The following is a 26167-nucleotide window of genomic DNA, read 5'->3' as shown; positions in this document are numbered from 1 at the left end:
TCAGGGATGATGGGCGTCGCGGTGCTCCGGGCTGCAGTAGCTTTGGTTGCCGCTGCGGAGCGCCAGCGATTCGGGCACGTGTACGCCGCAATAGGCACACTTGACCATGCGTTCCTGTTGCCGTTGTGCACCTTTCGGGCGCGGCGGCTGCTTTTCCGCCAACCAGCGCTTGAACAGCACATAGGCCAGCCAGACGACGGCGGCGATGACGAGGATGCGGAACAGGTTCATGGCGTGGACACCGGAAATGACGGTGGTGCGATCTTAGCAAGATTACGCCGCCCGGGTGGTGTGGTCTGGTCGCCGGCCGTTTTGCATATTTCACCGCCAAATCGCTAGCCGGCCGGTTTCCAAGCCGGACGCATTCCTCCACAATAGCCACCTTTCCCAGTCTGACGGGATATCCAGAGAATGAATCTGCACGAATACCAGGCAAAAGAATTGTTTGCCCGCTACGGCATCGCGGTGCCGCAGGGGCGGGTGGTGGCCAGTGTCAGCGAGGCGGAGCGCGCCATGCAGGCGGTGGGCGGCAAGCGCTGGGTGGTGAAGGCCCAGGTGCATGCCGGCGGCCGCGGCAAGGCCGGCGGCGTCAAGCTGGTGGAGGGGAGCGAGGCCCTGCAGCAGGCCGTGGATGCCCTGATCGGTACGCGCCTGGTGACCCCCCAGAGCGGGCCGGACGGCCAGCCGGTGAACCAGGTGCTGATCGAACCCACCTGCGACATCGCCCGCGAGCTGTATCTCGGCATGGTGGTCGATCGCGCCCGCCAGCGCGTGGTGTTCATGGCCTCCAGCGCCGGCGGCATGGACATCGAGGAGGTGGCGGCCAGGACGCCGGAGAATATCCTCACCGTGGCGGTGGAGCCGGTGGCCGGTCTGCAGCCCTATCAGTGCCGCCAGGTGGCCTTCGGCCTCGGCCTGGAGGGCGAGCAGATCAAGCAGCTCGGTGCCATCATGGCCGGCCTGTACCGTCTGTTTACTGAATGCGATGCCTCGCTTTTGGAGATCAATCCGCTGGTGGTGACCGGCGACGGCCGCCTGATGGCGCTGGACGCCAAGCTCAATCTCGACGAAAACGCCCTCTACCGCCAGCCGGCGCTGTGCGAGCTGCGCGACGCTTCGCAGGAGGACGAGCGTGAGTACCGCGCCCAGCAGCACGGCCTCAACTATGTGCGCCTCGACGGCAGCATCGGCTGCATGGTGAACGGCGCGGGCCTTGCCATGGCCACCATGGACCTGATCAAGCTGCACGGCGGCGAGCCGGCCAATTTCCTCGACGTGGGCGGCGGCACCAATGCCGACAAGGTGGCGGAGGCCTTCAAGCTGATCCTGTCCGATGCCAAGGTGAAGGCGATCCTGGTGAACATCTTCGGCGGCATCGTGCGCTGCGACCTCATTGCCGAGGGCATCATCAAGGCGGTGCGCGAGGTGGGCATCCACATCCCGGTGGTGGTGCGCCTGGAAGGGACCAACGTGGAACTGGGCCGCAAGATGCTGGCCGAGAGCGGGCTGGCCATCACGGCGGCCGATGATTTGACCGGCGCGGCGCAGAAGGTCGTCGCCGCGGTGCGAGGTGCGTAATGGCCATTCTGATCGACAAGGACACCCGGGTGATCTGCCAGGGCTACACCGGCAAGCAGGGCACCTTCCATTCCGAACAGGCCATCGCCTACGGCACCAACCTGGTGGGCGGCGTGACCCCGGGCAAGGGCGGCAGCAAGCACCTGGACCGGCCGGTGTTCAACACGGTGCACGACGCGGTGCGCGCGACCGGCGCCAACGCCACCATGATCTACGTGCCGGCGCCCTTCGCCGCCGACGCCATCCTGGAGGCCGCCGACGCAGGCATCGAGGTGATCGCCTGCATCACCGAGGGCATTCCGGTGCTGGACATGCTGAAAGTAAAAGCGGCGCTGAAGAATACCGACGCGCGCCTCATCGGCCCCAACTGCCCGGGCCTCATCACTCCGGGTGAGTGCAAGATCGGCATCATGCCCGGCGCGATTCACAAGAAGGGCAGGATCGGCATCGTGTCGCGCTCCGGAACCCTGACCTACGAGGCGGTGCACCAGACCACCCATGCCGGCCTCGGCCAGTCCACCTGCGTCGGCATCGGCGGCGATCCGATCCACGGCATGAACTTCATCGACGTGCTGTGCCTGTTCGAGCAGGATCCACAGACCGAGGGCATCATCATGGTGGGTGAGATCGGCGGCACGGCGGAGGAAGAGGCGGCGGCCTTCATCAAGAAGCACATCAGCAAACCGGTGGTGGCCTACATCGCCGGTGTCACCGCGCCCAAGGGCAAGCGCATGGGCCATGCCGGCGCCATCATCGCCGGCGGCAAGGGCACGGCGGAGGAGAAGTTCGCCGCGCTGGAGGCGGCGGGCGTGCATGTGGTGCGTTCACCGGCCGAGATGGGCGCGCGCATGGCGGCGGTGCTGAAGTAGCGCTGTATGCAAACCCTCCGCATCGCCCTGGCACAGATCAATCCGCTGGTCGGCGACATCGACGGCAACGCCGCGCGCATCATCGCGGCGGCGGAGCGGGCGCGCGATGAGTTCAGGGCCGACGCGGTGCTGTTTCCCGAGCTGTGCCTGACCGGCTATCCGCCGGAAGACCTGCTGTTGCGCCCCGGCCTGCATGTGCGCGTGCTGCGCGCGCTGGAGGAGGTGAAGCGGCGCGTGGCCGGCATCACCCTGATCATCGGCCTGCCGCAGCAGGCGGCGGGCGGTTTGTTCAATGCCGCGGTGGTGCTGCGTGACGGCCAGCTGCTCGGCAGCTATCACAAGCAGCACCTGCCCAATTACTCCGTGTTCGACGAGAAGCGTTACTTCGCCGCCGGCAGCGAGCCGTGCGTGGTGGCCCTCAATGGCGTGAATGTCGGCATCACCATCTGCGAGGATGTCTGGCATCCGGGGCCGGTGGCCCAGGCGGTGGCTGCCGGGGCGCGGCTGATCCTCAATCTCAACGCCTCGCCGTTCCACATCAACAAGGGACGCGAACGGGAGGAGGTGGTGCGCGCGCGCATCAAGGAAAATGGCGTGCCGCTGGTCTACGTCAATCAGGTGGGCGGCCAGGACGAACTGGTGTTCGACGGCGAGTCCTTCGTGATGGACGAGATGGGTGAGGTGGTGCTACGCGCGCCGGCCTGGCAGGAAGGACTGTGGCTGGCCGTATTCGAGGTGAGCGAGGAAGCGGTGCGTGCCCTGCCCGGCGCAGTCGCTCCGCTGCAGTCGCTGGAGGCGAGCGTGTACGATGCGCTGGTGTGCGGTGTGCGCGACTACATCGAGAAGAACGGTTTCCGCGGCGTCGTGCTCGGCCTGTCCGGCGGCATCGACTCGGCGCTGACCCTGGCGGTGGCGGTGGATGCCATCGGTGCCGCGCGGGTGGAGGCGGTGATGATGCCCTCGCGCTATACCGCCGGCATGAGCGTGGAGGATGCAGCGGAAGAGGCGCGCATTCTCGGCGTCGATTATCGCGTCATCACCATCGAGCCACTGTTCAATGCCTTTCTCGACAGTCTGCGCGAAGAGTTCGCCGGCACGACACCGGACACCACCGAAGAAAACCTGCAGGCGCGCTGCCGCGGCGTGCTGCTGATGGCGATCTCCAACAAGAAGCGCAAGATCGTGCTCACCACCGGCAACAAGAGCGAAATGGCGGTGGGCTATGCCACCTTGTACGGCGACATGGCCGGCGGTTTCGATGTGCTGAAGGACGTGCCCAAGACGCTGGTGTTCCGTCTGGCGGAGTACCGCAATTCCCTCGCTCCGGTGATCCCGCGGCGTGTCATCGACCGGCCGCCCTCGGCGGAGCTGGCGCCGGACCAGAAGGACACCGATTCCCTGCCGCCCTATGACATCCTCGATGCGATCCTGGAGCGTTATGTCGAACTGGATCAATGTCTGGAGGAGATCGTCGCGGCGGGTTACGATGCGGACACCGTGCGCCGCGTCATCCGCCTGGTGGATCGCAATGAGTACAAGCGGCGTCAGGCGGCGCCGGGGGTGCGCATCACGCGGCGGGCATTCGGGCGCGATCGGCGCTATCCGATCACCTCGGGGTTTGGCAAATGAGGATCAAGTTGCAAGTTACAAGTGGCAAGTTACAAGAAAAATGCCGCTGGTTTGCTTGTAACTTGCCACTTGTAACTTGGAACTTCTTCCGGAGGAAGACATGAAGAAAGTTGAAGCGATCATCAAGCCGTTCAAGCTGGACGACGTGCGTGAGGCCCTGTCCGACATCGGTGTGGCCGGCATGACCGCCACCGAGGTGAAGGGCTTCGGCCGGCAGAAGGGCCATACCGAACTGTATCGCGGCGCCGAGTACGTGGTGGATTTCCTGCCCAAGGTGAAGATCGAACTGGTGGTCAATGACGATCAGGTGGAGCCGTGCATCGAGGCCATCACCAAGGCGGCGCGCACCGGCAAGATCGGCGACGGCAAGATCTTCGTCACCAGCGTCGAGCGCGTGGTGCGCATCCGCACCGGCGAGGAAGGGCCGGACGCGGTGTGAACCTCAGGTACGAGATACGAGGTGAAAGGTGCGAGGGAAGTGTGCGCTGCGCGCACATCCTCTCGTATCCCGCACCTCATCCCTCGTCCCTGCACCGAGGTGGTCAGCGATAGCTGACCACCTCGGTGAGCGGCCGCCGCGGGGTCAGCTCCGGCAGTTCCGCCGGGTAGCCGACGGTGAGCAGGGCGATGGGCTGCAGCCCCGGGTCGAGCTTGAGCAGGCGGGAGACGGCGGCCTCATCGAATTGTCCCACCCAGGTGGAGCCGAGGCCGGCGGCGGCCACGGCGAGCTGGGCGTAGGTGGCGGCGATGGTGGCGTCCTGCAGGGCGTAGAGCTGGCGGCCACGTTCGCCGTACTTGGCGCCGGCGCGTTCGGCGTGGCTGCTGAACACCAGGGTCACCGGTGCCTCGGCGATGAAGTTCTGGCCGGCGGCGGCCTCCACCAGTCCCTGGCGCAGGGCCGGGTCGGTGACCACGGCGATGTGGTAGGACTGCAGGTCGCCGGCGGAGGGCGCCGCGCAGGCCATCTCCAGGATGGCGTGCAGTTTTTCCGGTTCCACGGCCATGTCGCTGCGGTATTTGCGCACCGAATGGCGGTGGCGCACGGTTTCGAAGAAGTCCCACATCGCTGTTGCCTCCTCTTTGTTGTTGTTCCCAGACAGGTGGTTTGGGTCGCGAGACTCGCCCCGACGTTCGAACCGGCCGTTCAGGGTACGAGTTGTGCCGCTCGTTCCGGATGGTTCTGCGCCAGCACCTTCAGGGCGTCGGCGGCCAGATCGTCCATGCCCATTTCCCGGTAGGCGCGCACCATGATCTCCAGGGCGTCGGGCACCGAGGGTGTACGTTGGTAATGCTCCAGCACGTATTTGCCGCGGTTGGCGGCCGCCAGGGGGGCGCCGCGGCGCAGGTAGTAGTCGGCCACCTGGATTTCGTGGCGTGCCAGATTGTTGCGCAGGTAGGTCATGCGCTGGATGGCGTCCTGGCTGTAGCGGCTGGTGGGGAAGCGCTGCACCAGTTCGCTGAAATAGCGGAACGATTCGCGCGCCGTGGTGGGGTCGCGCTGGGCGCTGTCCTGGGGAAAAAAGCGATCCAAGAAGCTGCGGCCGGGGTCGAAACTGGCCAGCCCGCGCATGTAGTAGGCATAATCCACGTTCGGATGGCGCGGGTGCAGCTTGATGAAGCGGTCCGCCGCGGCGATGGCGGCCTGCGGCTCGCCGTCCTTGTAGTGGACATAGGCGGTTTCCAACTGGGCCTGCTGGGTGTAGCGGCCGTAGGGGAAGCGCGCCTCCAGCTTGGTGTAGAGCTGGATGGCCTTCTGGTAGTCGCCCTCGTCGAGGGCCTCCTTGCCGGCAGTGTACAACTGACTGGCATCCCAGCCGGCGGTTTCATCGTATTCCTGAAAGATGGAGCAACCCGTGCCGGTGAGCACGAACAGCAGCAGAACTAGCAGACGGCAGGCAAAACTCATTACTGTCGATTCCTGAAACGGCATGTGCCGCGCAGTATATCCCGAATGGGCCCCGGCACGAAGGCAAGACATGACTAGCAAGCATTATGTGGTGGAAGTGCCACCCGAGATGGCGGGCCAGCGGCTGGATCAGGCCCTGGCGGCGCTGTTGCCCGATTTTTCCCGCGCCCGTCTCAGCCAGTGGGTGAAGGAGGGCAAGGCGCTGGTGGACGGCCGGGTGTGCAAGCCCAAGGACAAGGTGGTGGGCGGCGAGCGCATCGCCCTGGAGGCGTTGGTGGAGGCGGACGAACGCCACCAGGGAGAGGACATCCCGCTGGACATCGTCTACGAGGACGCGGTCCTCATCGTGCTCAACAAGCCCGCCGGCCTGGTGGTGCATCCGGCGGCGGGCAATCCCGCCGGCACCCTGCTCAACGCCCTGCTGCATCATGCCCCCGAGCTGGCCCAGGTGCCCCGTGCCGGTATCGTGCACCGCCTCGACAAGGACACCTCGGGACTGTTGGTGGTGGCGCGCACCCTGGAGGCGCAGAACGCCCTGGTGCAGGCGTTGCAGGCGCGCGAGTTCACCCGCGAATACGACACGGTGGTGGTGGGCGAGATGACCGGCGGCGGCACGGTGGACGCCCCCATCGGCCGCCATCCGGTGGACCGCAAGCGCCAGGCCATCACCACCGCAGGCAAGCCGGCGGTGACCCATTACCGCCTGGTGGAACGCTTTCGCGCCCACACCCGCCTGGCGGTGCGGCTGGAGACCGGCCGTACCCACCAGATCCGCGTGCACATGGCTCACATCCACCACCCCATCGTCGGCGACCCGGTGTACGGCGGTCGCCTGCGTTTCCCGGCCGGCTGCAGCGAGGCGCTGCGCACCGCCCTGCACGGCTTCAAGCGCCAGGCCCTGCACGCCATGCGCCTGGGGCTGGCGCATCCGTCCAGCGGCGAATACATGGAATGGAGCGTACCGGCACCGGACGACATGCAGGCACTGATCGCGGTGCTGCGCGAGGATGCCGCCAACGCCTGAGGGTGTTGGCACCCCAGGCCATGCAACTGATCCTGCCCGACTGGCCCGCCCCGTCCCAGGTTCGTGCCTGCACCACCACGCGTCTGGGCGGGGTGAGTACGGGCCCCTATGCCAGCCTCAATCTGGGTGACCATGTGGGCGACGACCCGGCCTGCGTGGCCGAGAACCGCACTCGTCTGCGCAATGAACTGCAACTGCCGGCGGAGCCGTTGTGGCTGACCCAGGTGCACGGTATCGCCGTGGCCGAGGAACGGGGCGGCTGTGCCGATGCCAGCGTGGCCTTCGCGCCGGGAACGGTGTGCACGGTGATGACCGCCGACTGTCTGCCGCTGCTGCTGTGCGACCGTGCCGGTACGCGGGTGGCGGCGGTGCATGCCGGTTGGCGCGGCCTGCTGGCCGGTGTGATCGAGGCAGCGGTGACGCGTCTGGGCGTACCTGCCGCGGAATTGCTGGTGTGGCTGGGGCCGGCCATCGGGCCAGATGCCTTCGAGGTGGGTGAGGAGGTGCGCACGGCATTCATGACGGAGGATGCGGCGGCAACAACGGCGTTCCGCCCCTCGCCGGGCGGACGCTGGCTGGCGGATATCTATGCCTTGGCGCGCCTGCGTCTGGCGCGCTGCGGCGTAACTGCCGTCTATGGCGGAGAACTGTGTACCTTCAGTGATGCCGCGCGTTTCTACTCCTATCGCCGCGACGGTGTCACCGGGCGCATGGCGAGCCTGATCTGGCTTGCGGTATGATGCCTCTCCCCTTACAGGAGTGAAGCGGCAGCATGACGCTATTGGTCTGGATCATCGTTTTCTCCCTCATCGGCGGTGCACTGAGCGTGACGGCGGCGGGGTTGTTCCTGCTCATCCCCGAGCAGCAGCGGACGCGCCTCTTGCCCCATGCGGTGAGCTTCGCCATCGGCGCCCTGCTCGGCGCGGCCTTTCTCGCCCTGCTGCCCCACGCCATCGAGGGCGAGGGCGTGACCGACGTGCACCACATCACCATGACGGTGCTGTTCGGTATCCTCGGTTTCTTCCTGTTGGAGAAGATGGTGCTGTGGCGCCACTGCCACAGCGGCCATTGCGAGGCGCACGGCATCGAACACGCCCATGATCGCCACGCCGCCGCCGGCCACCTGATCCTCATCGGCGACGGCATCCACAACTTCGTCGACGGCGTACTCATCGCCGCCGCCTTTCTCACCGACATCCATCTCGGCGTGGTCACCGCCCTGGCGGTGGCCGCGCACGAAATCCCGCAGGAGGTGGGCGACTTCGCCATCCTGCTGCACAGCGGCTTCAGCCGCGCCCGTGCCCTGGCGTTCAATTTGCTGTCCAGTCTGACCACCGTGGCGGGCGCCCTGCTGGGCTACTTCAGCCTGAGCGGCATGGAGCATGTGGTGCCCTTTATTTTGGCCATCGCCGCCGCCAGTTTTATCTACATTGCCGTAGCCGATCTGATCCCCGGGCTGCACCGCCGCCTGCACATCGAGGCGACGGCCCAGCAGCTGGCCCTCATCGGCGCCGGTGTGGCGGTGATCTTCATCGCCCATTCCACCCTGCACTGAAACGCGGAGCGACACCATGAATCACTGGTACATGCTGACCCTGGTGGGCAAGGACCGGCCCGGTATCGTGGCCAAGGTGACGGCGGCGCTGTATGACGGCGGCTGCAACCTGGGTGAGGCGTCGATGATGCGCCTGGGCGGCAACTTCACCATCATGCTGATGGTGGACTTCGAGCGCTCCAGCAAGGCGCTCACCGATCTCATCGGCCCGGTGGCCGAGTCGCTGGACCTGCACCTGCACCTGGATCGCATCGAGGGCCGGCTGCACCAGCATGTCGAACCGGACGTGCGCATCACCGTCTATGGTGCCGATCGTGCCGGCATCGTCGCCCGGGTGACCGGCGCCCTGGCCGAGGCCGGCCTCAATATCACCGACCTGGAGTCGATGGTGGGCGGCAGCGAGGACAAGCCCATTTACGTGATGCAGATCGAGGGGATCGCGGCCGAGGGCATCGAGTCCCTGCAGGCGGCGGTGGACGTGATCCGCCAGGACGGCGTGGAGGCCCATCTGGAACCGATCGACACACTGATCGGCTGAACGGTGCTCCATGGCCATACTTGAAATCCTCACCTATCCCGACGCGCGCCTGAAGCAGGAGTCGCAGCCGGTCGAGAACTTCGACGACGAACTGCGTGCATTCCTCGCCGATCTGGAGCAGACCATGCTGGCCGGGCCCGGCGGCGTCGGCATCGCCGCGCCGCAGGTGGGCCGCTTCCAGCGCATCGTCATCGTCGACTGTTCGCGCACGCGCAAGCCGGTGCCCAACCACGGCCGGCTGTTCATCATCAATCCGGAGATCACCGCCTGGGAGGGCATGGCCAGCGGCCGTGAGGGCTGCATGTCGGTGCCGGACTACACCGGCAACGTGATCCGCGCCGAGAAGATCTCGCTGCATTACTACGACCCTCAGGGCACGCCGCAGCAGCTCGATGCCGAGGGTTACGAGGCGCGCGCCATCCAGCACGAAATCGATCACCTCGACGGCCTGCTGTTCCTCGACCGCCTGGTGAGCCGGCGCAACGATCTTTTCCGGCGCAAGGTCTACCAATGAGACAGGTACGAGAGGCGAGGGGCGAGGGACGAGGAATGAGTGCGCTGCGCTCACCGTTGCTTTGTGAAACGACCGTCTGCCCTCGTCCCTTGTCCCCCGTATCTCGTCCCTGCGCATGAACCCCTGGGGCCTGGCCGTACTCGCACTCTCCGCGCTCCTGCTGGCCTGGCTTGGGCACCGCACCCTCCGCGCCCTGGATCGCGCGCACATCGCCGACTGGGGCGGGCGCTGGGTGAACCGCATCGACGGTTTCAACCGCCTGTTCTGTCACCGCTTCCATCGTCTGTCCGCCGACTGCCTTCCCTTGCCCGACACCGGTCCGGCACTGGTGGTGGCCAATCACGTCTCCGGCCTGGACCCCCTGCTGTTGTGCGCCGCCAGCCGCCGTCCGCTGCGTTTCATCATCGCCACCGAGCAATATCACCGTTTCGGCCTGCACTGGCTGTTCCGCGCCGCCGGCTGCATCCCGGTGGATCGCAGCGGCCGGCCCGAGCGTGCCTTCCGCGAGGCGCTCAAGGCACTGGCCGCCGGCGAGGTGGTGGCCTTGTTTCCCCATGGCGCCATCCATCTCGACAGCGAACCTCCCAAGCCACTCAAGCGCGGCGTGGCGCGGCTGGCGCAACTGGCCGATTGCCCGGTCTATCCGGTGCGGCTGGAGGGCATCCGGGGCGAGGGGCAGGTGGTGCTGGCCGTCTTCCGCCGCGGCCGGCCGCGCCTGACCAGCCACGCCCCGATCGACTGCCACCAGCTCGGCGACGACGACTGCCTGCGTTACATTTCCGCCTACATCGAGCCGCATCGTCACCCGATTCCCTCTTGAAGGGTAGGTGTACCGGCCCCATCTCTGGAGCCAATCGCCACTTGCAACCGAATAGAGGTTCCTTCCCATGCGCATGGACAAACTGACCACCAAGTTCCAGACCGCCCTGCAGGACGCGCAGAGCCTGGCGGTGGGCCGCGACCACCAGTTCATCGAACCGCTGCACCTGATGACCGCGCTGCTCGATCAGCAGGGCGGCACGGTGCGCCAGCTGCTCGGCCAGGCCGGCGTCAACGTCAATCCGCTGCGCTCGGCCCTGGGTGAGGCGCTGGACCGCCTGCCCGCGGTGGAAGGCGCGGGGGGGGACGTGCAGGTGTCCAATGCGCTGGTGAAGCTGCTCAACCTCACCGACAAGCTGGCGCAACAGCGCAAGGATGCCTACATCTCCTCCGAACTGTTCGTGCTGGCCGCGCTGGAGGACCAGGGCGAACTGGGCAACCTGCTGCGCAAGCACGGCGCCAGCAAGGGCGCGCTGGAGCAGGCCATCGACAAGATGCGCGGCGGCCAGAAGGTGGACGATCCCAATGCCGAGGAGCAGCGCCAGGCGCTGGAGAAGTACACCATCGATCTCACCGAGCGCGCCGAGCAGGGCAAGCTCGATCCGGTGATCGGCCGCGATGACGAAATCCGCCGCACCGTGCAGATCCTGCAGCGCCGCACCAAGAACAATCCGGTGCTCATCGGCGAGCCCGGCGTGGGCAAGACCGCCATCGTCGAGGGTCTCGCCCTGCGCATCGTCAACGGCGAGGTGCCCGAGGGCATCAAGGGCAAGCGCCTGCTGTCGCTGGACATGGGCGCGCTCATCGCCGGCGCCAAGTTCCGCGGCGAATTCGAGGAGCGCCTCAAGGCGGTACTCAACGACCTCGCCAAGCAGGAAGGGCAGATCATCCTGTTCATCGACGAGCTGCACACCATGGTCGGCGCCGGCAAGGCGGAGGGCGCCATGGATGCCGGCAACATGCTGAAGCCGGCGCTGGCACGCGGCGAGCTGCACTGCATCGGCGCCACCACCCTGGACGAATACCGCAAGTACATCGAGAAGGACGCCGCCCTGGAGCGCCGCTTCCAGAAGGTGCTGGTGGACGAGCCTTCGGTGGAGGACACCATCGCCATCCTGCGCGGCCTGAAGGAAAAATACGAGGTGCACCACGGCGTGGAGATCACCGACCCGGCCATCGTCGCCGCCGCCACCCTGTCGCACCGCTACATCACCGATCGCCAGCTGCCGGACAAGGCCATCGACCTGGTGGACGAGGCGGCCTCGCGCATCCGCATGGAGATCGACTCCAAGCCGGAAGCCATGGACCGCCTGGACCGTCGCCTGATCCAGCTCAAGATCGAACGCGAGGCGCTGAAGAAGGAAAGCGACGAGGCCTCGCGCAAGCGCCTGGCCGATCTGGAACACGAGATCGGCAAGCTGGAAAAGGAGTACGCCGACCTGGAAGAAATCTGGAAGTCGGAGAAGCTGGCGGTGCAGGGTGCCCAGCACATCAAGGAGGAGCTGGACCGCGCGCGCATGGAGCTGGAGACGGCACGCCGCGCCGGCGACCTCGGCCGCATGTCCGAGTTGCAGTACGGCCGCATCCCCGATCTGGAGAAATCGCTGCAGATGGCCCAGCAGGCCGAGCTGCAGGAGACCAAGCTGCTGCGCAACAAGGTCACCGACGAGGAGATCGCCGAGGTGGTGTCCAAGTGGACCGGCATCCCGGTTTCGAAGATGCTGGAGGGCGAGCGCGACAAGCTGTTGCGTATGGAAGAGGCGTTGCACCAGCGCGTCGTCGGTCAGGACGAGGCGGTGAAGGCCGTCTCCGATGCCATCCGCCGCTCCCGCGCCGGCCTGTCCGATCCCAATCGTCCCAACGGTTCCTTCCTGTTCCTCGGCCCCACCGGCGTGGGCAAGACCGAGCTGTGCAAGGCGCTGGCCTCCTTCCTGTTCGACACCGAAGAGGCCATGGTGCGCATCGACATGTCCGAGTTCATGGAGAAGCACTCCGTGGCGCGGCTCATCGGTGCGCCGCCGGGCTATGTCGGCTATGAAGAGGGCGGCTATCTCACCGAGCACGTGCGGCGCAAACCGTATTCCGTGGTGCTGATGGACGAGGTGGAGAAGGCGCACCCCGACGTCTTCAACGTGCTGTTGCAGGTGCTGGACGACGGCCGCCTCACCGACGGCCAGGGGCGCACCGTGGACTTCCGCAACACGGTGATCGTGATGACCTCCAATCTCGGTTCGCAACTGATCCAGGAGATGGCCGGCGAAGAGCACTATCAGGAGATGAAGGCGGCGGTGATGGAGGTGGTGGGCAAGCACTTCCGTCCCGAGTTCATCAACCGCGTCGACGAGGTGGTGGTGTTCCATCCGCTGGCCCGCGAGCAGATCCACAGCATCGCCAACATCCAGATCGGCTATCTGCGCAAGCGCCTCGCCGAGCGCGAGATGCGGCTCGAGCTTACCGAGGCCGCGCTGGACAAGCTGGGCGAGGCCGGTTTCGACCCGGTGTACGGCGCGCGGCCGCTGAAGCGCGCCATCCAGCAGCAGATCGAAAATCCGCTGGCCCAGGCGATTCTGTCCGGCCGTTTCATGCCCGGCGATACCATCCGGGTCGACGTGCAGGACGGACAGATGAGTTTTGCCAAGGGTTGATGGCGGAGCCCGATTCCGCGGGAGCTGTGCCACAATGCGCTGGTACATCTTCGCCCGCGGAGCGGGTTCCTGCGAATGAAATAGACCATGCAACACATAAAACCCTGGTGGGGCGACTTCGAGCTGGCGGAAGGGACGGCGGGATGCTGGACCATCGGACCGGCCCGGCTGTATGTCGAACATCGGCCACACGAATGGCGTATCGGCTATCTGCTGGATGAGACGGCAGAGGCCAGTGCCGTGCAGTTGGGACTTCCCCTGGGGCAAATGCCCGCCCAGGCGCGGCTCAGCCGTTACAGTTTCCAGGTACCGGCGGCGCAGTTGTCGTTGCGGCCGTTGCTGGCCGATCGACCGGTGATCTCACGCCCCGATGTGAACCTGTTCATCCCGCCGGCGCAGTCCATCCAGCTTTACGTCAGTACACCGCTGTGGGTGCAGGTGCGCGCACAGGGTGAGTTGTTGCAGGAGCAGGCGGTGGTGCGTCCCTCCGATACCTGGTCCGGTCCCACGACGCGGCCGGGGGGGCTGGCCTATGCCGCCTCCACCATGGCGCGCACCAGCCTGGACGACTTTCCCTACAGTGCATGGCGGGCGGTGACACCACTGCGCATCACCAACCGGGGTACCGACATGGCGGCGGTGGAGCGCCTCTATCTGCCCGTGCCGTTCCTGTCGCTGTATCAGGCGGTCGACGGCACCCTGTGGACCCAGGCGGTGGAGCTGACGCGCAGCGGCGATGAGGTGCTGGAACTGGAGCGCATGGGCAGTGAGGCTCCGGTGGAGGCCGGGGGCAGTGTGTTGCTGAGTGAACCGCGCCGTCGTGCCGATCGCGGCCTGCTGAGCAAGGCCTTCGGCACCCTGTTCGGTCGCGGAGGGAGTGACGATGGAATGGATTGAAGGCTTCGACTGGCTGGCGGCGCTGCGCGCCGGCATCATCCTGCTGGTGGGCTGGGGGCTGGCCAAGGTCGCCAGTCTGGCGGCGGGGCGCGCGGCGCGACGCTATACCGCAGCCCAGGAGACCATGCTGGTGCAGCGCATCGTGTTTTATGGCGTGCTGGCGCTCAGCGTGGTTACCGCACTGCAGCAGATGGGCTTCAATCTCGGTGTGCTGCTCGGCGCCGCCGGCATACTCACCGTGGCCGTGGGCTTCGCCTCGCAGACCTCCGCCTCCAACCTGATCAGTGGATTGTTTCTCATCGGCGAGCGCGCCTTCGTAGTGGGCGACACCATCAAGGTGGGCAATACCACCGGCGAGGTGCTGTCCATCGACCTGCTGTCGGTGAAGCTGCGCACGCCGGATAACCTGTTTGTGCGCGTACCCAACGAGACGATGATCAAGGCGGAGATCACCAATCTCACACGGTTCCCCGTGCGCCGTCTCGACCTGCTGCTCGGTGTCAACTACAAGGAGGACATGGGCAAGGTGCAGCGCGTGCTACAGGAGGTGGCGGAACGCAACCCGCTTTGCCTGACGGAACCGGCGCCGCTGTTCATCTTCACCGGCTTCGGTGACTCGGCGATGAATCTGCAATTCTCGGTGTGGGCGGTGCGGGAAAATTTTCTCGAATTACGCAACACCATTCAGCAGGAGATCAAGCAGGCCTTCGATGCCAACGGCATCGACATTCCCTATCCGCAGCGCGTGCTGCATCTGGCTGAGCCGGTGACGGTGCGACAGCTGCCGTAGGATGCTGGCGCGCCGCGCCCTCGCTCGGTCCTCGAATCCACAAGGAATGTTCCTCAGTCGGCAATACGGCTCGGTATGGCGCTCCTGCGGACAAATCCCTTTCCGGGTTCAACCCAGCAGCTGCAACACGTCGGCAACGTCGTTGCGCGCTTCGTGCAGCACCTGCGCTGCGATCTCTCCATCCAGCCTGCCGCGGGCCAGCTTGTGCCAGGCCGGCAGCTGCATGGTGTGCTCCAGCCGCTCCGGGTGTTCCTCGCCCAGCAGCAGTTGCTGGGCGATGACGATGACATCGGTGTACTCGGCCTGCGGCACCGGGTCGCGTTGCCAGTCCTCCGCCTCCAGGGCGATGGCAACGGTCTCGTTGCCGAACTTCCACTGCCGCAGCACCATCGCGCCGACCTGGCCGCGCAGGGCGGCAATGGCGTCATCCAGCATGCCGGCATCCCGTGCCAGGGCCGGCTCATGAGCGGCGTAATTGATCACCGGCAGGGCGCCGATGTCGTGCAGCAGGCCGGCGAGCAGGGCGCGGTCCTTGTCCAGCCCCGGTGTCATGCCGGCCAGCACATAGCTGATGGCGCCGACCAGTACGCTGTGCTGCCACAGTGAGCGCATGCGTTGTTGCAGCAGGGATGAGGTGGTGTGGAACAGTTCGCGCAGGGTGTAGGCCAGCACCAGATCGCGGGTGGTGCCGAGGCCGAGGAACATCACCGCGCCCTTGCAGGTATTGATGGGGGTCTGCACGCCGTACAGCGGACTGTTGGCGGCCTGTACCAGGCGCGCGGCCAGGACCGGATCGGCCTGAATCAGATGCGCGACCTCATTGGCATCGCAGTCGGGGTCCTGCACCGCCTCGCGCACGCGCACCGCGACATCGGGCAGATGGGGCATCTGCAGGGCGTCGGCGAGGTAATCAAGGAAAATGGTATGAAACAGGCGTTGGCGCGGTTCTTCCGAGTCGGCGCTGATCTCCTCCAGCCGATAACTGTCGGGCGTGGCGGCACGCGACAATACTTCCAGCAGCGTGGTGTTGAAACGGATGTAGTGTACGTGATCGACCGCAGTGGCGGTGGCGGTGTGCGGCTGCACGTTGTTGAGCGGCTGTCGCGCGGCAATGCTGTCGCCGCGCAGCAGTTCACGACGGCTGTCGGGCCAGTCCAGTTGCACGGTGCCGTCCAGCAGATAGAAGGTCCATGGATCGCTGTGGCCGCGCAGGAACAGGCGGCGGCCCGGATGCAATTCCTCGATCTGTGTTTTCTTGGCCAACTCGTCCAGTTCGGCAGCACCGAATTGATCGAGCGGGTGCAGGGTTTGCAGATAGCGACGGATAGTGGGGATGGCGTCGGTCATGGTCTCGGCTGTATGGGCTGCGTTCAGCAGATACGCGGCAGCGGATCATCCTCCAGCTCTTCCAGCAGGCGTTCGCCGCCCAGCAGCGTTTGCAGAACCACGTGACGGTGCCCTGTTTCCAGCGTACCGATGATCGCTGCTGCATTGCCCTGCGGCAACATGCGCCAGCGCTGCAGCGCCACTTCCGCCGCCGCGGCCTCGACCACCGCCACGACGCGGCCCTCGCAGGCCAGGTAATAGGGGTCGTAGCCCAGCATGTCGCATACCGCGCGCACCGGATCGCGTACCGGGATCGCCTCTTCGTACAGACGCACACCGAGCTGGCAGGCGCGGGCGATTTCGTGCGCCACGGTGGCGAGGCCGCCGCGGGTGGGGTCACGCATGAAGCGCAGGCCGGGCAGATCGTGCAGCGCCGCGGTGAGCGGGTAGACACAGGCGGCATCCGATTGCAGGTCGCCGCGCAGGCCGAACTGCTCGCGCGCCAGCATCACCGCCGTGCCGTGATCCCCCACCGGGCCGCTGACCAGCAGCACGTCACCGGCGCGGATGTGTGCCAGGCCCAATTGCAGTTCGGGGCGGCGCACGCCGACACCGCTGGTGGCGAGATACAGGCCGCTGCCTTCGCCGCGCGGCACCACCTTGGTGTCGCCCGCCACCACGCGCACCCTGGCCTCGCGCGCGGCCCGGGCCAGCGAGGCCACCAGCCGTTCCAGGGTGGTGAAAGGCAGGCCTTCCTCGATGAAGGCATTGACGGTGAGATACAGCGGGATGGCGCCGGCCACTGCCAGGTCATTGACCGTGCCGTGCACCGCCAGGGCGCCGATGTCGCCGCCGGGAAACTCCAGCGGCTTGACGGTGAAGCCGTCGGTGGTGATGAACAGGTCGCCGGGCGGCACGGCGATGTGTGCCGCATCGACCTGGACATCCAGCGCCGGGTCGGCGAGGTGGCGGGCGAACACGCCCTCGATCAGTTCGCGCATGTGGCGCCCGCCGTTGCCGTGGGCCAGGGTGATGTGTTCGCTCATGATGGCTATGCGTCGCAGGAGTTTGGTGTAGGCTAACCCGGAAGCCTGTTGCGGGAAAGTACCACGCATGGTCTATGAGTTGTTGGCCGATCTTGTTCTGCTAGTGCACGCCGCCTTCATCCTGTTCGTGGTGCTGGGCGGCCTGCTGGTATGGCGCTGGCCACGGCTGGCGTGGGTGCAACTGCCGGCGGCGGCCTGGGGCACGATGATCGCGCTGTTCGGCTGGTACTGCCCGCTGACGCCGCTGGAAAATCACTGGCGCCGGTTGGCCGGTCAGCAGGGCTATGACACCGGCTTCATCCAGCACTATCTGTTGTCGTTCATCTACCCGGAGGGACTGACCCGGACCATGCAGAATTGAATGGACGCCTCCCACCCCGTGAGCGCTGAACACGAGTTATCCGGCGCGCTGGCCGTCTTCGGTATGGAGGGACCTGCGGCGCCCGGCGCCGTGGATAGCTTTGCGGTGTGGGTGGGATGAAGGTGGACCCTCACGGGCCGACGGCATCGAAGTGCCCAAGGTGGAAGATACTGAAGGTCTTCACAGGCAAACCGGGGGTCCGAAATGAATGGTAGCAAAACGGTCGTTGGCGTGGATATCGCCAAGCGGGTATTTCAGTTGCACTGGATCGACATGGAGACCGGAGAGATCGTGAGCCTGCAGCTCAAGCGCGAGAAGTTCCTCGAACACTTCGCTAACCGGCAACCATGCCTCATTGGGATGGAAGCCTGCGGCGGTGCGCAGCACTGGGCGAGGAAACTCACGGCGCTGGGCCACCAGGTCAAGCTCCTGCCAGGCAAGGCGGTGAAGCCGTTCGTCACCGGCAACAAGAACGACCGGCAGGACGCGCGGGCGATCTGGACAGCGGTGCAGCAGCCGCACGTCAAGGCGGTGGCGATCAAGACGGAAGAACAGCAGGCCATCCTGGCGCTGCACCGCATGAGGAGCCAGTTGGTCAAGTTCCGCACCGCGCAGATTAACGGCCTGCGGGGGTTGCTCGCCGAATACGGTGAAGTGATGCCGCAGGGCAAAGCGGGGGTCAGGAAGGGAATTGCTGCGGCTTTGGCCAGACTGGAAGACCGGCTGCCGGCAATGGTGATCGATACGTTGCGCGAGCAATGGGCGCGCATCGAGAAGCTGGATGGGGAAATCGCCGCCATCGAGCAGCGCATCCAGCTGTGGCTCAAGCAAGACGAAGCTTGCAAGCGAATCGCTGAAATTCCTGGTGTCGGGCCGCTGACCGCCACGGCGGCGGTCGCCATCATGGGCGACGCCAAAGCCTTCAAGTCGGGGCGAGAGTTCGCCGCCTTCGCCGGCCTGGTGCCGCGACAGGTGGGCACTGGTGGGCGCATCAAACTGCTCGGCATCAGCAAGCGCGGTGACACCTACCTGCGCACCTTGCTGATTCACGGTGCGCGATCCGTGCTGACCCACGCCAAAGACCCCGGCCCGTGGGTCACGAAATTACGCCAGCGCCGGCCGCTGAATGTCGCGGTCGTGGCCCTGGCCAACAAGATGGCGCGAACGATCTGGGCGATGCTCGCCCATGAACGGACGTACCAAAAGGGATTCGTCAGTCAGCCGGCATAGGTGCCTGACGAGTGTATCAACCACTTTGAAGAAAGGAGTGGCCGCCGTAAAGGTTGCGCAAGGTCGATAAAGTGTGATGGCAAACAGGTCAGACCGTGACCCGCCAAACCTGTATGGCGGTAAGGACTTCGAGTCCTTCAGGAGAATGAGGCGCGGGTCAGCGGATTCCATCAGGGCCAGCAGGTCTATTCCTGCACAACAGGCCGGATATAGAACTGCAGCCTATCTGTCCCAACACACCAAAATCGCCCTTGGCAAACGGGAGGCGTCCATATAGATCGCCATGGGCGGCGGGGTGATAGTGATCACGGTGCTGATGTACGGCGTGTTATGGATGCGACGGCGATGAATCTTCCCAACCTGTTGAGTCTGCTGCGCCTGCTGGCAACGCCGCTGATGTTGTGGTTCGCCTGGCATGGACTGCACGATGCCTTTCTGCTGCTGATGCTCGGCGCCTGGGCCACCGATGCCCTGGACGGCTGGCTGGCGCGGCGCCTGAACCAGTGCACCGCGTTGGGCGCGCGCCTGGACAGCTGGGGCGATCTCGCTTTCTATACCGCACTCAGCCTCGGCGCCTGGTGGTTGTGGCCGGAGCGCCTGCGCGGGGAAGGCGTCGCCATCGTGGCCATCATCACCAGTTATCTGCTCCCTGCGCTGATCGGATTCATCAAATTCCGCCAGTTGCCCAGCTACCACACCCGGGCGGTGAAGGTGGCGGCGGTGGTGACTGCGGCGGGCGTCATCGGCCTGCTGTTGTTCGATCTCGGTTGGCCACTGCGCCTGGCGACAGCGGTGTGTGCCTATGCCGCGCTGGAGGAGATTGCCATCACCCTCAGGTTGCGCACGCTGCGCTCGAACATCCGCAGCTATTGGCAGGTTTGATCACTCCAGTGGCGCTGCTGCACCGGCCTCCTCGTGGGTGCGGCCGTCACGGATGTGGTAGATGCGCCGGAAGGTGGGAATGATCTTCTCGTCGTGGGTGACGACGATGATGGCGGTGTCGAACTGCCGTGCCATCTGGTTGAGGATGCGGATCACGGCGAGGGCGCGTTCGCTGTCCAGCGGGGCGGTGGGTTCGTCGGCGAGGATCACCGGCGGGCGGTTGACCAGGGCGCGGGCGATGGCGACGCGCTGCTGCTCGCCGCCGGACAGTTGTGCCGGCATGGCGCGGGCGCGGTGCGCCACGTCCAGCGCCGCCAGCAGTTCCAGCGCGCGCTTGCGCGCCTCGCCGTTGGGCACACCGGCCAGCATGGGCAGCAGGGCCACGTTGTCGGTGACGTCGAGAAACGGGATCAGATAGGGCGCCTGGAACACGAAGCCGATCTTGTCGCGGCGCAGGGCGCGCAGGTCGGGGATGTTCCAGCGGTCGTCGTAGATCACTTCGCTGCCGAGGGTCATGCGCCCGGCGGTCGGCTCGATCACCGCACCGAGGCATTTGAGCAGGGTGCTCTTGCCGGAACCGGAGGGGCCGATGAGGCCGACCACCTCGCCTGGCGCCACCTGCATGTCCACGCCCTTCAGCGCGTCCACCGCGGTGTCGCCTTCGCCGTAACGCTTGCGCAGGCCAGTGATGCGGATACCGGTTTTTTCCATCTCAGCCACCGATGGCCTCCGCGGGATCGACTTTCAGTGCGGCACGGATGGCGAGCACGCTGGCGAGGATGCAGATCACCACCACGGCGATGAAACCGCGCAGGGCGTCGCCGCTTTCCAGCAGCACGTATTTGGGGAAGAACGGTGCCCAGAAGGTGGCGGCTACCTTGCCCACCACGAAGCCGATCAGGCCGAGGCCGACGGCCTGCTGCATGATCATGCCGGCGATGGTGCGGTTGCGCGTGCCGATGAGTTTCAGTACGGCGATCTCGCGGATCTTGCCCAGGGTGAGGGTGTAGATGATGAAGGCGACGATGGCCGCACTGACGATGGCGAGGATCACCAGGAACATGCCGATCTGTTTTGCCGAGGTGGCGATCAGCTTGCCGATGAGGATCTGTTCCATCTGCGCGCGGGTGTAGACGGTGAGGCGTTTCCAGCGGCGGATCGGCTCGGCCACTTCTTCGGGGTCGCGGCCCGGCGCGATCTGCACCAGCACGGCGTTGACGTAGGGGTTGCTGCCCTGTGCGGCGAGTACGGCATCGAGCACGCCGGATGCGGCGAAGGCCGGGTTGGCGGCGGTGCGCGCGCGGTTGCGCACGATGGCGTCGTTATCCTTGAGGAATTGCGCCGCCTGGGCGTCCTTCAGCGGGATGAAGATCATCGGGTCGCCGCTGGACGACACCATGCGCCGGGTCAGGCCGACCACGGTGTAGTGGTTGCGGCGGATCTGGATGCGCTCGCCGAGCTGCAGGCCTGTGGCCACGTCGGCCACCGCCTCGTAGTGGCCGCGGGTCAGGTGGCGGCCGGCGACGAGAAAGCCGGGCTGCCCGGGCTGGCCGGTGCCGGCCACCACGCCCACCACCATGGCGCGCACGTCGCGCTCACCGTGGCGCACCTGCATGGTGAGGTAGGTGACGTTGGCGGCGCGCACCACGCCATCCATGCCGAGGATGCCGCGCCAGGTGTCATCGTACAGGCTGGAGGATTCGGCGTAGGGGCCGAGGGTGCCCTGCTGCACCACCCACAGATCGGCGCCGCTGTTGTCGAGCAGCACCCGGGCGTCGTCCACCATGCCGCGGTAGACGCCGGCCATGGTGAGGGTGACGCCGATGAGCAGGCCGAGACCGATGCCGGTGAAGACGAACTTGCCCCAGGCATGCAGGATGTCGCGGCCGGCCAGGCTGATCACGTACGCACCCCGGGCAGGCGATCCACCAGCTCGATGCGGTGATGGGCGGCGAGGGCGCGCTGGCTGTAGACCACCACGCGCTCGCCGGCACGCAGTCCGCTGCGCACCTGCACCCAGCCGTCGAGATCGCCGGCGCCCAGTTCGACCGGTGTGAATACCAGTGTCGCGTCACTGATGCGCCACACGCCGAGGCGGCCGTCGACGCGCTGCACGGCGGCCGCCGGCACCACCGGCAGCGGCGGCAGGGCCGTCTGTGCCACCGTCACTTCGGCCAGTTCGCCGATGGGCGGCAGGGAGTCCGGCAGGATGTCGAACACCACCTTGGCGAGAAACTCCTCGGTGACCGCATCGGCCAGCGGCTCGATGCGCAGTACCCTGCCGGCCAGCGGTTGCATGGCCTGCGAGCGCAGCACTACCTGCGCCGGCAGCCCGGCGCGCAGGCCGGCGGCACGCAGCTGATCGAAGCGCACGTTGACCCACAGGCTGGCCGGGTCCACCAGCTCGACCACCGGCTGGCCGGCAATGAGCGTGGTGCCGGGGTCGGCGGCACGGGCGGTGACCAGCCCGTCCACCGGCGCCAGCAGGCGCAGATTGGCGCGCTGCTGTACCAGGGCATCATGTTCCGCCTGCACCCGGCCCAGCTCCTGCCGTGTTGCCTCCAGGTTGGCGCGGGCGGCGGCGAGGCCGGCCTCGGCCACCTGCAATTCCTGCCGCTTCGCCTCCGCCGCGTCGGCGCTGACGGTATTGGCGCGCAGCAGTTGCTCATAGCGCTCGGCCTGGGCCGCGGCGTAGGCGCGCCGCGCGCTGACATCCGCCACCTGCGCCTCGGCGGCGGCGACGTTGGCTTTGGCGCGCAGCTGCGCCGCGCGCTGCGCGGCGATGCGCTCATCCAGGTCCACCGGGTCCATTTCGCCCAGCACCTGGCCGGCACGCACATGCTGGCCCACCTCCACATTGACCTGCCGCACGCGGCCGGCGGCGGTGGGACCGATGCGGTAGGTGTAGCGTGCGGCCACCGTGCCGATGCCGAACAGGGCCGGGGTGAGCGCACGCTCCTCGACGGTGGCTGCCACTACCGGCACCGGTGCCAGGGGACCGGCACGGGTCACCACCCAGACGAACAGTCCCGCCAGGGGCAACAACACCGCCAGCAGCGCCAGGCGGCGGCCATTCATGGACAGGCGTCTTTTCATGGCTTATCTCCCGATGCCGCGGCGGTAGATGGCGAAGGCGCCCAGGGCGTCGGCGTGGATGCGCTCCACGTCGCCGGCGAGCAGCGACTGCATCACCAGGCCCTGGATGGTGCCGATGAACAGGGTGGCGGCGGCGGCGGTGTCCAGGTCCGGGTCCAGTTCACCCTGTGCCTTGCCTTCCGCGAGGACGGCGGCGAGGCGCTCGCCGTAGCGGCGCACCAGCGTTTGCGCCATCTGCTTGGCCGGGGAGGTGCCGGCGCGCTGTAGCTCGCCGAACAGCATGCGCGGCACGCCGGGATGTTCGGCGACGAAGTCGATGTGGGCCATGAACATGGCCTCCAGGCGTGCCAGCGGGGTTGCGGCGGACTGTGCCGCCCGCTCCAGCCGCGCCAGCAGGCGCTCGGTCACCCACTCCATCACCGCCTGCCAGATGGCCTCCTTGCTGGGGAAGTGGCGGAACAGGGCACCCTGGGTGAGCTGCATGTGTTTGGCGATGGCGGCGGTGGTGATCTCGCTGGGGTTCTGCCGGGCCGCCAGCTCGACGACCGCCTCGACGGTGGCGGCGCGGCGCTCGTCCGCCGGCAGGTGTTTGGGATGGGCTTCCATGGCGCGCCTGGGGAAGATAGTATTCGATTACTATCTTTCAGGGGCGCGGCCATGTCAAGGCAGTCAGGTCGGTTATTTGGGTGTCGTGGCGAGTGTCAGTGGCCGTCGCAGTCGCACTCGCCGATGTCCTCGTTCCAGATCTCCGGCGACTGGCGGATGAAACGGCGCATCAGGTCGATGCATTCGGCGTTGTGCAGTACCACCACCTTCACCCCGGCCGCGCGCAGCCAGTCCAGATGACCGCTGAAATTCTCCGCCTCGCCCACCACCACGGTGCCGATGTGGAACTGGCGGATGAGGCCCGAGCAGTACCAGCAGGGGGCCAGGGTGGTGACCAGGATCTTGTCGCGGTAATTGGTTTGTCTCCCGGCCTTGCGGAAGGCGTCGGTCTCGCCATGCACCGAGGGGTCGTTGTCCTGCACGCGGCGGTTGCGGCCGCGGCCGAGCAGGGTGCCCTGTGCGTCGAACAGGGCGGCGCCCACCGGCACGCCGCCCTCGGCAAAGCCGAGGCGGGCCTCTTCCAGGGCGGGGGCGAGCAGGGCGGCGTAGTCGAGGGTGTCGGTCATGCTGTGAGTCCTTGGTCGTGGGCGGCGGCCTCGATGACCTGGCCGTAGCACAGTCCGCCGTCGTTGCAGGGGAGTCGGGTGGCGAGGCGCACGGTGAAGCCGACGGCCTCCAGGGCGGCGGCGGCCAGCTCGGTGAGCAGACGGTTCTGGAACACGCCGCCGCCGAGGGCGACGGTGGTGAAGTCATGGCTCCGGCGCAGGGCCTGCGCCTGGGCGGCGATGGCGGCGGCCAGGCTGGCGTGGAAGATGCCGGCACGCACAGCGGTGGGCAACGCATCGTCGCGCAGCATGGGCAGCAGCGGCGTCCAGTCGATGCGCAGTACCCCGCTGTCGTCGTACAGCGGCAGGGTGACGGGTGTGGCATCCCCCGGCGCGATGGCCTCCAGCAGCATCGGTCCCTGGCCCTCGAAGCTGGCCTGGCGGCACAGGCCGGTGAGGGCCGCGGCGGCGTCGAACAGACGGCCGGCGGCGGAGCTTTGCGGTGTGTTGAGGCGCTGCTGCCAGGCGTGTTGCAGCAGGGCCTGGTCGGGATGAAAGTCCGGCGCCTCCTTGCCGCACTCCCACAGCAGGGCCAGGGCGGCGCGCCAGGGCTCGCGGCCGGCCCGGTCGCCGCCGGGCAGATGAAAGGGGCGCAGGCTGCCGACGCGCTGCCAGTGGCCGGGGCGGCCGCACAGGGCCTCGCCGCCCCACAGCGTACCGTCGCTGCCCAGGCCGGTGCCGTCCCAGGTGAACACCAGCCAGTCGCCGCGGCCTGCATGTTCGCCGTAGAGGGCGCCGGCATGGGCGTGGTGGTGCTGCACCGCCTGCACGGGCAGGCCACTTTGCCGGGCCCACCGGCTGCTGGCGTAGCCCGGATGGGTATCGCAGACGAGGCGCTGTGCCTGCACGCCGTACAGCTGTTGCAGATCGGCGGCCACCTGGGCGAATACGGCGAGGGCGCGGGGGGCGTCCAGGTCGCCGATGTGTGGCGAGATCACGATGCGATCCTCCCAGGCCAGGGCGAGGCTGTTTTTCATGTGGCCGCCCACGGCGAGCAGCGGCGCGTCGAGGCGCAATGGCAGCGGCAATTCCAGAGGGGCATTGCCGCGGCCGAGGCGCAGCGGGCGAGGTGTCCCGCGGCTGCTGCGCCAGACCGGGTCATCGGCGGGACGCAGGATCGGGCGGTCGTGGTGCAGGAAGGCGTCGGCGATCCCGGCCAGACGGCGGGCGGCCTCGCCATTGTCGGTCAGCACCGGCTCGCCGCTGATGTTGCCCGAGGTGGCCACCAGCGGGCCGCCGAAATCGTCCAGCAGCAGGTGATGCAGCGGCGCGTAGGGCAGCAGGGCGCCGATTTCGTCGAGGCCAGGGGCGAGGGCGGGGGCCAGGGTGCTGTCGGCGCGGCGGCGGCACAGCACGATGGGGCGCTGCGGCGAGCCCAGCAGGGCGGCCTCGTCTGCGGTTGGCTCCAGTTGCGTGCGCAGCAGGTCGAGGCCGTCCCTGCCCTGCTGCGGAAACATCACCGCCAGCGGCTTGTGCGGCCGCTGCTTGCGCGAACGCAGGCGCTGCACCGCCGCATCACTGCTCGCGTCGCACAGCAGGTGATAGCCGCCGACGCCCTTTACCGCGACGATGGCGCCGGCGCGCAGCGCGCTCACCGTGGCGCGCAGGGCGGCTTCGTTGTCGGTAATGGTGTCCGCCTCGTGCACGAACTCCAGCTGTGGCCCGCACTGCGGGCAGGCGATCGGTTCGGCATGGAAGCGGCGGTCGGCGGGGTTTTCGTATTCGGCGCGACAGGCCGGGCAGAGCGGGAATCCCGCCATCGAGGTGTTGGGGCGGTCGTAGGGCAGGCGCGCGATGAGGGTGTAACGCGGGCCGCACTGGGTGCAGTTGATGAAGGGGTAGCGGTAACGGCGGTCCTGCGGGTCGCGCATCTCGCCCAGGCAGTCGGCGCAGGCGAAGTAATCGGGCGGCACATGGATCTGCGGCGGGTCACCGGCATCGCTGGGCAGGATGGCAAAGCCGCTGTGTGGCGATGCGTCGGCGGCCTCCATACGGTGGAGGAGTGCGGGCTGTGCCAGCGGCGGCGCCTGATCGATGAGCGCTGCGATGAAGGCATCGAGTACGGCCGGTTCGCCCTGTGCCAGGATTTCCACCACACCGCTGCGATTGCGCACCCAGCCGCCGATGCCGTGGCTGCGGGCGAGGCGGTAGACGAAGGGGCGGAAGCCGACGCCCTGGACGTGGCCGCCGATGATCAGGCGCAGGGAAGGCATGTGCCGAGTTTCGAGTTTCGGGCCGCGGGTTGCAAGCC

26 protein-coding genes and 1 pseudogene are annotated in these 26167 nt (G+C 66.9%); 16 read left to right on the top strand and 11 right to left on the bottom strand.

Annotated features, from left to right (window positions below):
- Positions 1-231: a PP0621 family protein gene (locus tag EP379_RS11010; protein WP_127477855.1), complete on the bottom strand. Its 231-nt coding sequence runs from the start codon at positions 229-231 to the stop codon at positions 1-3.
- Positions 232-411: 180 nt separating this feature from the next.
- Here EP379_RS11010 and sucC point away from each other — a divergent pair, with 180 nt between their 5' ends.
- The 4 genes from sucC (at position 412) to EP379_RS10990 (ending at position 4515) form a co-directional block, all read left to right on the top strand.
- Entirely contained in the window at positions 412-1578 is a 1167-nt protein-coding gene (sucC, locus tag EP379_RS11005; RefSeq protein WP_127477854.1) for an ADP-forming succinate--CoA ligase subunit beta, read from the top strand.
- On the top strand, positions 1578-2447 hold the full coding sequence (gene sucD / locus EP379_RS11000) for a succinate--CoA ligase subunit alpha (protein ID WP_127477853.1): 870 nt from the start codon (positions 1578-1580) through the stop codon (positions 2445-2447). The genes sucC and sucD overlap by 1 nt, the downstream gene beginning before the upstream one ends.
- 6 nt (positions 2448-2453) lie before the next feature.
- Positions 2454-4076, top strand: coding sequence for an NAD+ synthase (locus EP379_RS10995; protein ID WP_127477852.1), 1623 nt, complete (start codon positions 2454-2456; stop codon positions 4074-4076).
- A gap of 100 nt (positions 4077-4176) precedes the next feature.
- Complete coding sequence (locus EP379_RS10990; RefSeq protein ID WP_127477851.1) at positions 4177-4515, top strand: P-II family nitrogen regulator; 339 nt, start codon at positions 4177-4179, stop codon at positions 4513-4515.
- 103 nt (positions 4516-4618) lie between these two features.
- Here EP379_RS10990 and EP379_RS10985 read toward each other — a convergent pair whose 3' ends face one another.
- Positions 4619-5140: a nitroreductase family protein gene (locus tag EP379_RS10985; protein ID WP_127477850.1), complete on the bottom strand. Its 522-nt coding sequence runs from the start codon at positions 5138-5140 to the stop codon at positions 4619-4621.
- Between the two features lie 80 nt (positions 5141-5220).
- Complete coding sequence (locus EP379_RS10980) at positions 5221-5982, bottom strand: outer membrane protein assembly factor BamD (protein ID WP_127477849.1); 762 nt, start codon at positions 5980-5982, stop codon at positions 5221-5223.
- 70 nt (positions 5983-6052) lie between these two features.
- Between EP379_RS10980 and rluD the strand changes: the two genes are divergently transcribed.
- The 9 genes from rluD to EP379_RS10935 all read left to right on the top strand — a co-directional run bounded on the left by rluD (position 6053) and on the right by EP379_RS10935 (position 14764).
- Positions 6053-7006 (top strand): 23S rRNA pseudouridine(1911/1915/1917) synthase RluD, encoded by a 954-nt coding sequence (rluD, locus tag EP379_RS10975; RefSeq protein ID WP_127477848.1) that lies wholly within the window; start codon positions 6053-6055, stop codon positions 7004-7006.
- Between the two features lie 20 nt (positions 7007-7026).
- Positions 7027-7746, top strand: coding sequence for a peptidoglycan editing factor PgeF (gene pgeF, locus EP379_RS10970; protein ID WP_127477847.1), 720 nt, complete (start codon positions 7027-7029; stop codon positions 7744-7746).
- A gap of 32 nt (positions 7747-7778) precedes the next feature.
- Complete coding sequence (locus EP379_RS10965; RefSeq protein ID WP_127477846.1) at positions 7779-8561, top strand: ZIP family metal transporter; 783 nt, start codon at positions 7779-7781, stop codon at positions 8559-8561.
- A gap of 16 nt (positions 8562-8577) precedes the next feature.
- Positions 8578-9099 carry a glycine cleavage system transcriptional repressor gene (locus EP379_RS10960; protein ID WP_127477845.1) on the top strand — a complete coding sequence of 174 codons (522 nt, stop codon included), beginning with the start codon at positions 8578-8580 and terminating at the stop codon, positions 9097-9099.
- A 10-nt stretch (positions 9100-9109) separates the two neighbouring features.
- Positions 9110-9613: a peptide deformylase gene (gene def / locus EP379_RS10955; protein WP_127477844.1), complete on the top strand. Its 504-nt coding sequence runs from the start codon at positions 9110-9112 to the stop codon at positions 9611-9613.
- 115 nt (positions 9614-9728) lie between these two features.
- Positions 9729-10433, top strand: coding sequence for a lysophospholipid acyltransferase family protein (locus EP379_RS10950; protein WP_127477843.1), 705 nt, complete (start codon positions 9729-9731; stop codon positions 10431-10433).
- Positions 10434-10500: 67 nt separating this feature from the next.
- A complete protein-coding gene (gene clpB, locus EP379_RS10945) occupies positions 10501-13077 on the top strand; it encodes an ATP-dependent chaperone ClpB (protein ID WP_127477842.1) in 2577 nt (858 codons plus the stop codon).
- An 87-nt stretch (positions 13078-13164) separates the two neighbouring features.
- The gene (locus tag EP379_RS10940) at positions 13165-13974 is read left to right on the top strand and encodes a hypothetical protein (protein WP_127477841.1); all 810 of its coding nucleotides are present in this window, start codon (positions 13165-13167) and stop codon (positions 13972-13974) included.
- On the top strand, positions 13961-14764 hold the full coding sequence (locus EP379_RS10935; protein ID WP_127477840.1) for a mechanosensitive ion channel family protein: 804 nt from the start codon (positions 13961-13963) through the stop codon (positions 14762-14764). Before EP379_RS10940 ends, EP379_RS10935 begins: the two co-directional genes overlap by 14 nt.
- Before the next feature lie 108 nt (positions 14765-14872).
- On the opposite strand, the gene EP379_RS10930 is transcribed toward EP379_RS10935, so the two are convergent.
- Complete coding sequence (locus EP379_RS10930) at positions 14873-16111, bottom strand: HDOD domain-containing protein (protein WP_127477839.1); 1239 nt, start codon at positions 16109-16111, stop codon at positions 14873-14875.
- 23 nt (positions 16112-16134) lie between these two features.
- A complete protein-coding gene (gene hypE, locus EP379_RS10925) occupies positions 16135-17136 on the bottom strand; it encodes a hydrogenase expression/formation protein HypE (RefSeq protein WP_127477838.1) in 1002 nt (333 codons plus the stop codon).
- A gap of 67 nt (positions 17137-17203) precedes the next feature.
- Here hypE and EP379_RS10920 point away from each other — a divergent pair.
- The 3 genes and pseudogenes from EP379_RS10920 to EP379_RS10910 form a co-directional block, all read left to right on the top strand.
- Positions 17204-17491: pseudogene (locus tag EP379_RS10920) on the top strand (DUF2784 domain-containing protein); the annotation flags it as partial.
- A gap of 210 nt (positions 17492-17701) precedes the next feature.
- Complete coding sequence (locus tag EP379_RS10915) at positions 17702-18727, top strand: IS110 family RNA-guided transposase (protein ID WP_127476133.1); 1026 nt, start codon at positions 17702-17704, stop codon at positions 18725-18727.
- Positions 18728-19072: 345 nt separating this feature from the next.
- On the top strand, positions 19073-19609 hold the full coding sequence (locus EP379_RS10910; RefSeq protein WP_172600451.1) for a CDP-alcohol phosphatidyltransferase family protein: 537 nt from the start codon (positions 19073-19075) through the stop codon (positions 19607-19609).
- Here the strand turns inward: EP379_RS10910 and EP379_RS10905 are convergent, their stop codons facing one another.
- The 6 genes from EP379_RS10905 to hypF all read right to left on the bottom strand — a co-directional run bounded on the left by EP379_RS10905 (position 19610) and on the right by hypF (position 26129).
- Entirely contained in the window at positions 19610-20320 is a 711-nt protein-coding gene (locus EP379_RS10905; protein ID WP_127477835.1) for an ABC transporter ATP-binding protein, read from the bottom strand.
- Between the two features lies 1 nt (position 20321).
- Positions 20322-21512, bottom strand: coding sequence for an ABC transporter permease (locus tag EP379_RS10900; protein ID WP_127477834.1), 1191 nt, complete (start codon positions 21510-21512; stop codon positions 20322-20324).
- Complete coding sequence (locus EP379_RS10895; protein WP_197722775.1) at positions 21509-22705, bottom strand: efflux RND transporter periplasmic adaptor subunit; 1197 nt, start codon at positions 22703-22705, stop codon at positions 21509-21511. Before EP379_RS10895 ends, EP379_RS10900 begins: the two co-directional genes overlap by 4 nt.
- 3 nt (positions 22706-22708) lie before the next feature.
- Complete coding sequence (locus EP379_RS10890) at positions 22709-23311, bottom strand: TetR/AcrR family transcriptional regulator (RefSeq protein ID WP_127477833.1); 603 nt, start codon at positions 23309-23311, stop codon at positions 22709-22711.
- Positions 23312-23406: 95 nt separating this feature from the next.
- Entirely contained in the window at positions 23407-23877 is a 471-nt protein-coding gene (locus tag EP379_RS10885; RefSeq protein ID WP_127477832.1) for a nucleoside deaminase, read from the bottom strand.
- Positions 23874-26129, bottom strand: a complete 2256-nt coding sequence (hypF, locus tag EP379_RS10880) for a carbamoyltransferase HypF (RefSeq protein WP_127477831.1) — start codon at positions 26127-26129, stop codon at positions 23874-23876. Before hypF ends, EP379_RS10885 begins: the two co-directional genes overlap by 4 nt.
- Positions 26130-26167 lie beyond the last annotated feature (38 nt).

This window comes from Sulfurivermis fontis (genome assembly GCF_004001245.1).
GTDB lineage: Bacteria > Pseudomonadota > Gammaproteobacteria > Thiohalomonadales > Thiohalomonadaceae > Sulfurivermis > Sulfurivermis fontis.
Note: the sequence above shows the minus strand (reverse complement) of the source record. Positions and strands in the feature narration are given on the sequence as shown.

Coding starts and splice junctions, on each gene's coding strand:
- EP379_RS10915 (WP_127476133.1), top strand. CDS start 17,702: ATGAATGGTAGCAAAACGGTCGTTGGCGTGGATATCGCCAAGCGGGTA.
- EP379_RS10940 (WP_127477841.1), top strand. CDS start 13,165: ATGCAACACATAAAACCCTGGTGGGGCGACTTCGAGCTGGCGGAAGGG.
- rluD (WP_127477848.1), top strand. CDS start 6,053: ATGACTAGCAAGCATTATGTGGTGGAAGTGCCACCCGAGATGGCGGGC.
- hypE (WP_127477838.1), bottom strand. CDS start 17,136: ATGAGCGAACACATCACCCTGGCCCACGGCAACGGCGGGCGCCACATG.
- EP379_RS10985 (WP_127477850.1), bottom strand. CDS start 5,140: ATGTGGGACTTCTTCGAAACCGTGCGCCACCGCCATTCGGTGCGCAAA.
- EP379_RS10995 (WP_127477852.1), top strand. CDS start 2,454: ATGCAAACCCTCCGCATCGCCCTGGCACAGATCAATCCGCTGGTCGGC.
- EP379_RS10950 (WP_127477843.1), top strand. CDS start 9,729: ATGAACCCCTGGGGCCTGGCCGTACTCGCACTCTCCGCGCTCCTGCTG.
- EP379_RS10885 (WP_127477832.1), bottom strand. CDS start 23,877: ATGACCGACACCCTCGACTACGCCGCCCTGCTCGCCCCCGCCCTGGAA.
- hypF (WP_127477831.1), bottom strand. CDS start 26,129: ATGCCTTCCCTGCGCCTGATCATCGGCGGCCACGTCCAGGGCGTCGGC.
- pgeF (WP_127477847.1), top strand. CDS start 7,027: ATGCAACTGATCCTGCCCGACTGGCCCGCCCCGTCCCAGGTTCGTGCC.
- EP379_RS10960 (WP_127477845.1), top strand. CDS start 8,578: ATGAATCACTGGTACATGCTGACCCTGGTGGGCAAGGACCGGCCCGGT.
- def (WP_127477844.1), top strand. CDS start 9,110: ATGGCCATACTTGAAATCCTCACCTATCCCGACGCGCGCCTGAAGCAG.
- sucC (WP_127477854.1), top strand. CDS start 412: ATGAATCTGCACGAATACCAGGCAAAAGAATTGTTTGCCCGCTACGGC.
- EP379_RS10895 (WP_197722775.1), bottom strand. CDS start 22,705: ATGAAAAGACGCCTGTCCATGAATGGCCGCCGCCTGGCGCTGCTGGCG.
- EP379_RS10905 (WP_127477835.1), bottom strand. CDS start 20,320: ATGGAAAAAACCGGTATCCGCATCACTGGCCTGCGCAAGCGTTACGGC.
- EP379_RS10990 (WP_127477851.1), top strand. CDS start 4,177: ATGAAGAAAGTTGAAGCGATCATCAAGCCGTTCAAGCTGGACGACGTG.
- EP379_RS11010 (WP_127477855.1), bottom strand. CDS start 231: ATGAACCTGTTCCGCATCCTCGTCATCGCCGCCGTCGTCTGGCTGGCC.
- EP379_RS10890 (WP_127477833.1), bottom strand. CDS start 23,311: ATGGAAGCCCATCCCAAACACCTGCCGGCGGACGAGCGCCGCGCCGCC.
- sucD (WP_127477853.1), top strand. CDS start 1,578: ATGGCCATTCTGATCGACAAGGACACCCGGGTGATCTGCCAGGGCTAC.
- EP379_RS10965 (WP_127477846.1), top strand. CDS start 7,779: ATGACGCTATTGGTCTGGATCATCGTTTTCTCCCTCATCGGCGGTGCA.
- EP379_RS10910 (WP_172600451.1), top strand. CDS start 19,073: ATGAATCTTCCCAACCTGTTGAGTCTGCTGCGCCTGCTGGCAACGCCG.
- clpB (WP_127477842.1), top strand. CDS start 10,501: ATGCGCATGGACAAACTGACCACCAAGTTCCAGACCGCCCTGCAGGAC.
- EP379_RS10980 (WP_127477849.1), bottom strand. CDS start 5,982: ATGAGTTTTGCCTGCCGTCTGCTAGTTCTGCTGCTGTTCGTGCTCACC.
- EP379_RS10930 (WP_127477839.1), bottom strand. CDS start 16,111: ATGACCGACGCCATCCCCACTATCCGTCGCTATCTGCAAACCCTGCAC.
- EP379_RS10935 (WP_127477840.1), top strand. CDS start 13,961: ATGGAATGGATTGAAGGCTTCGACTGGCTGGCGGCGCTGCGCGCCGGC.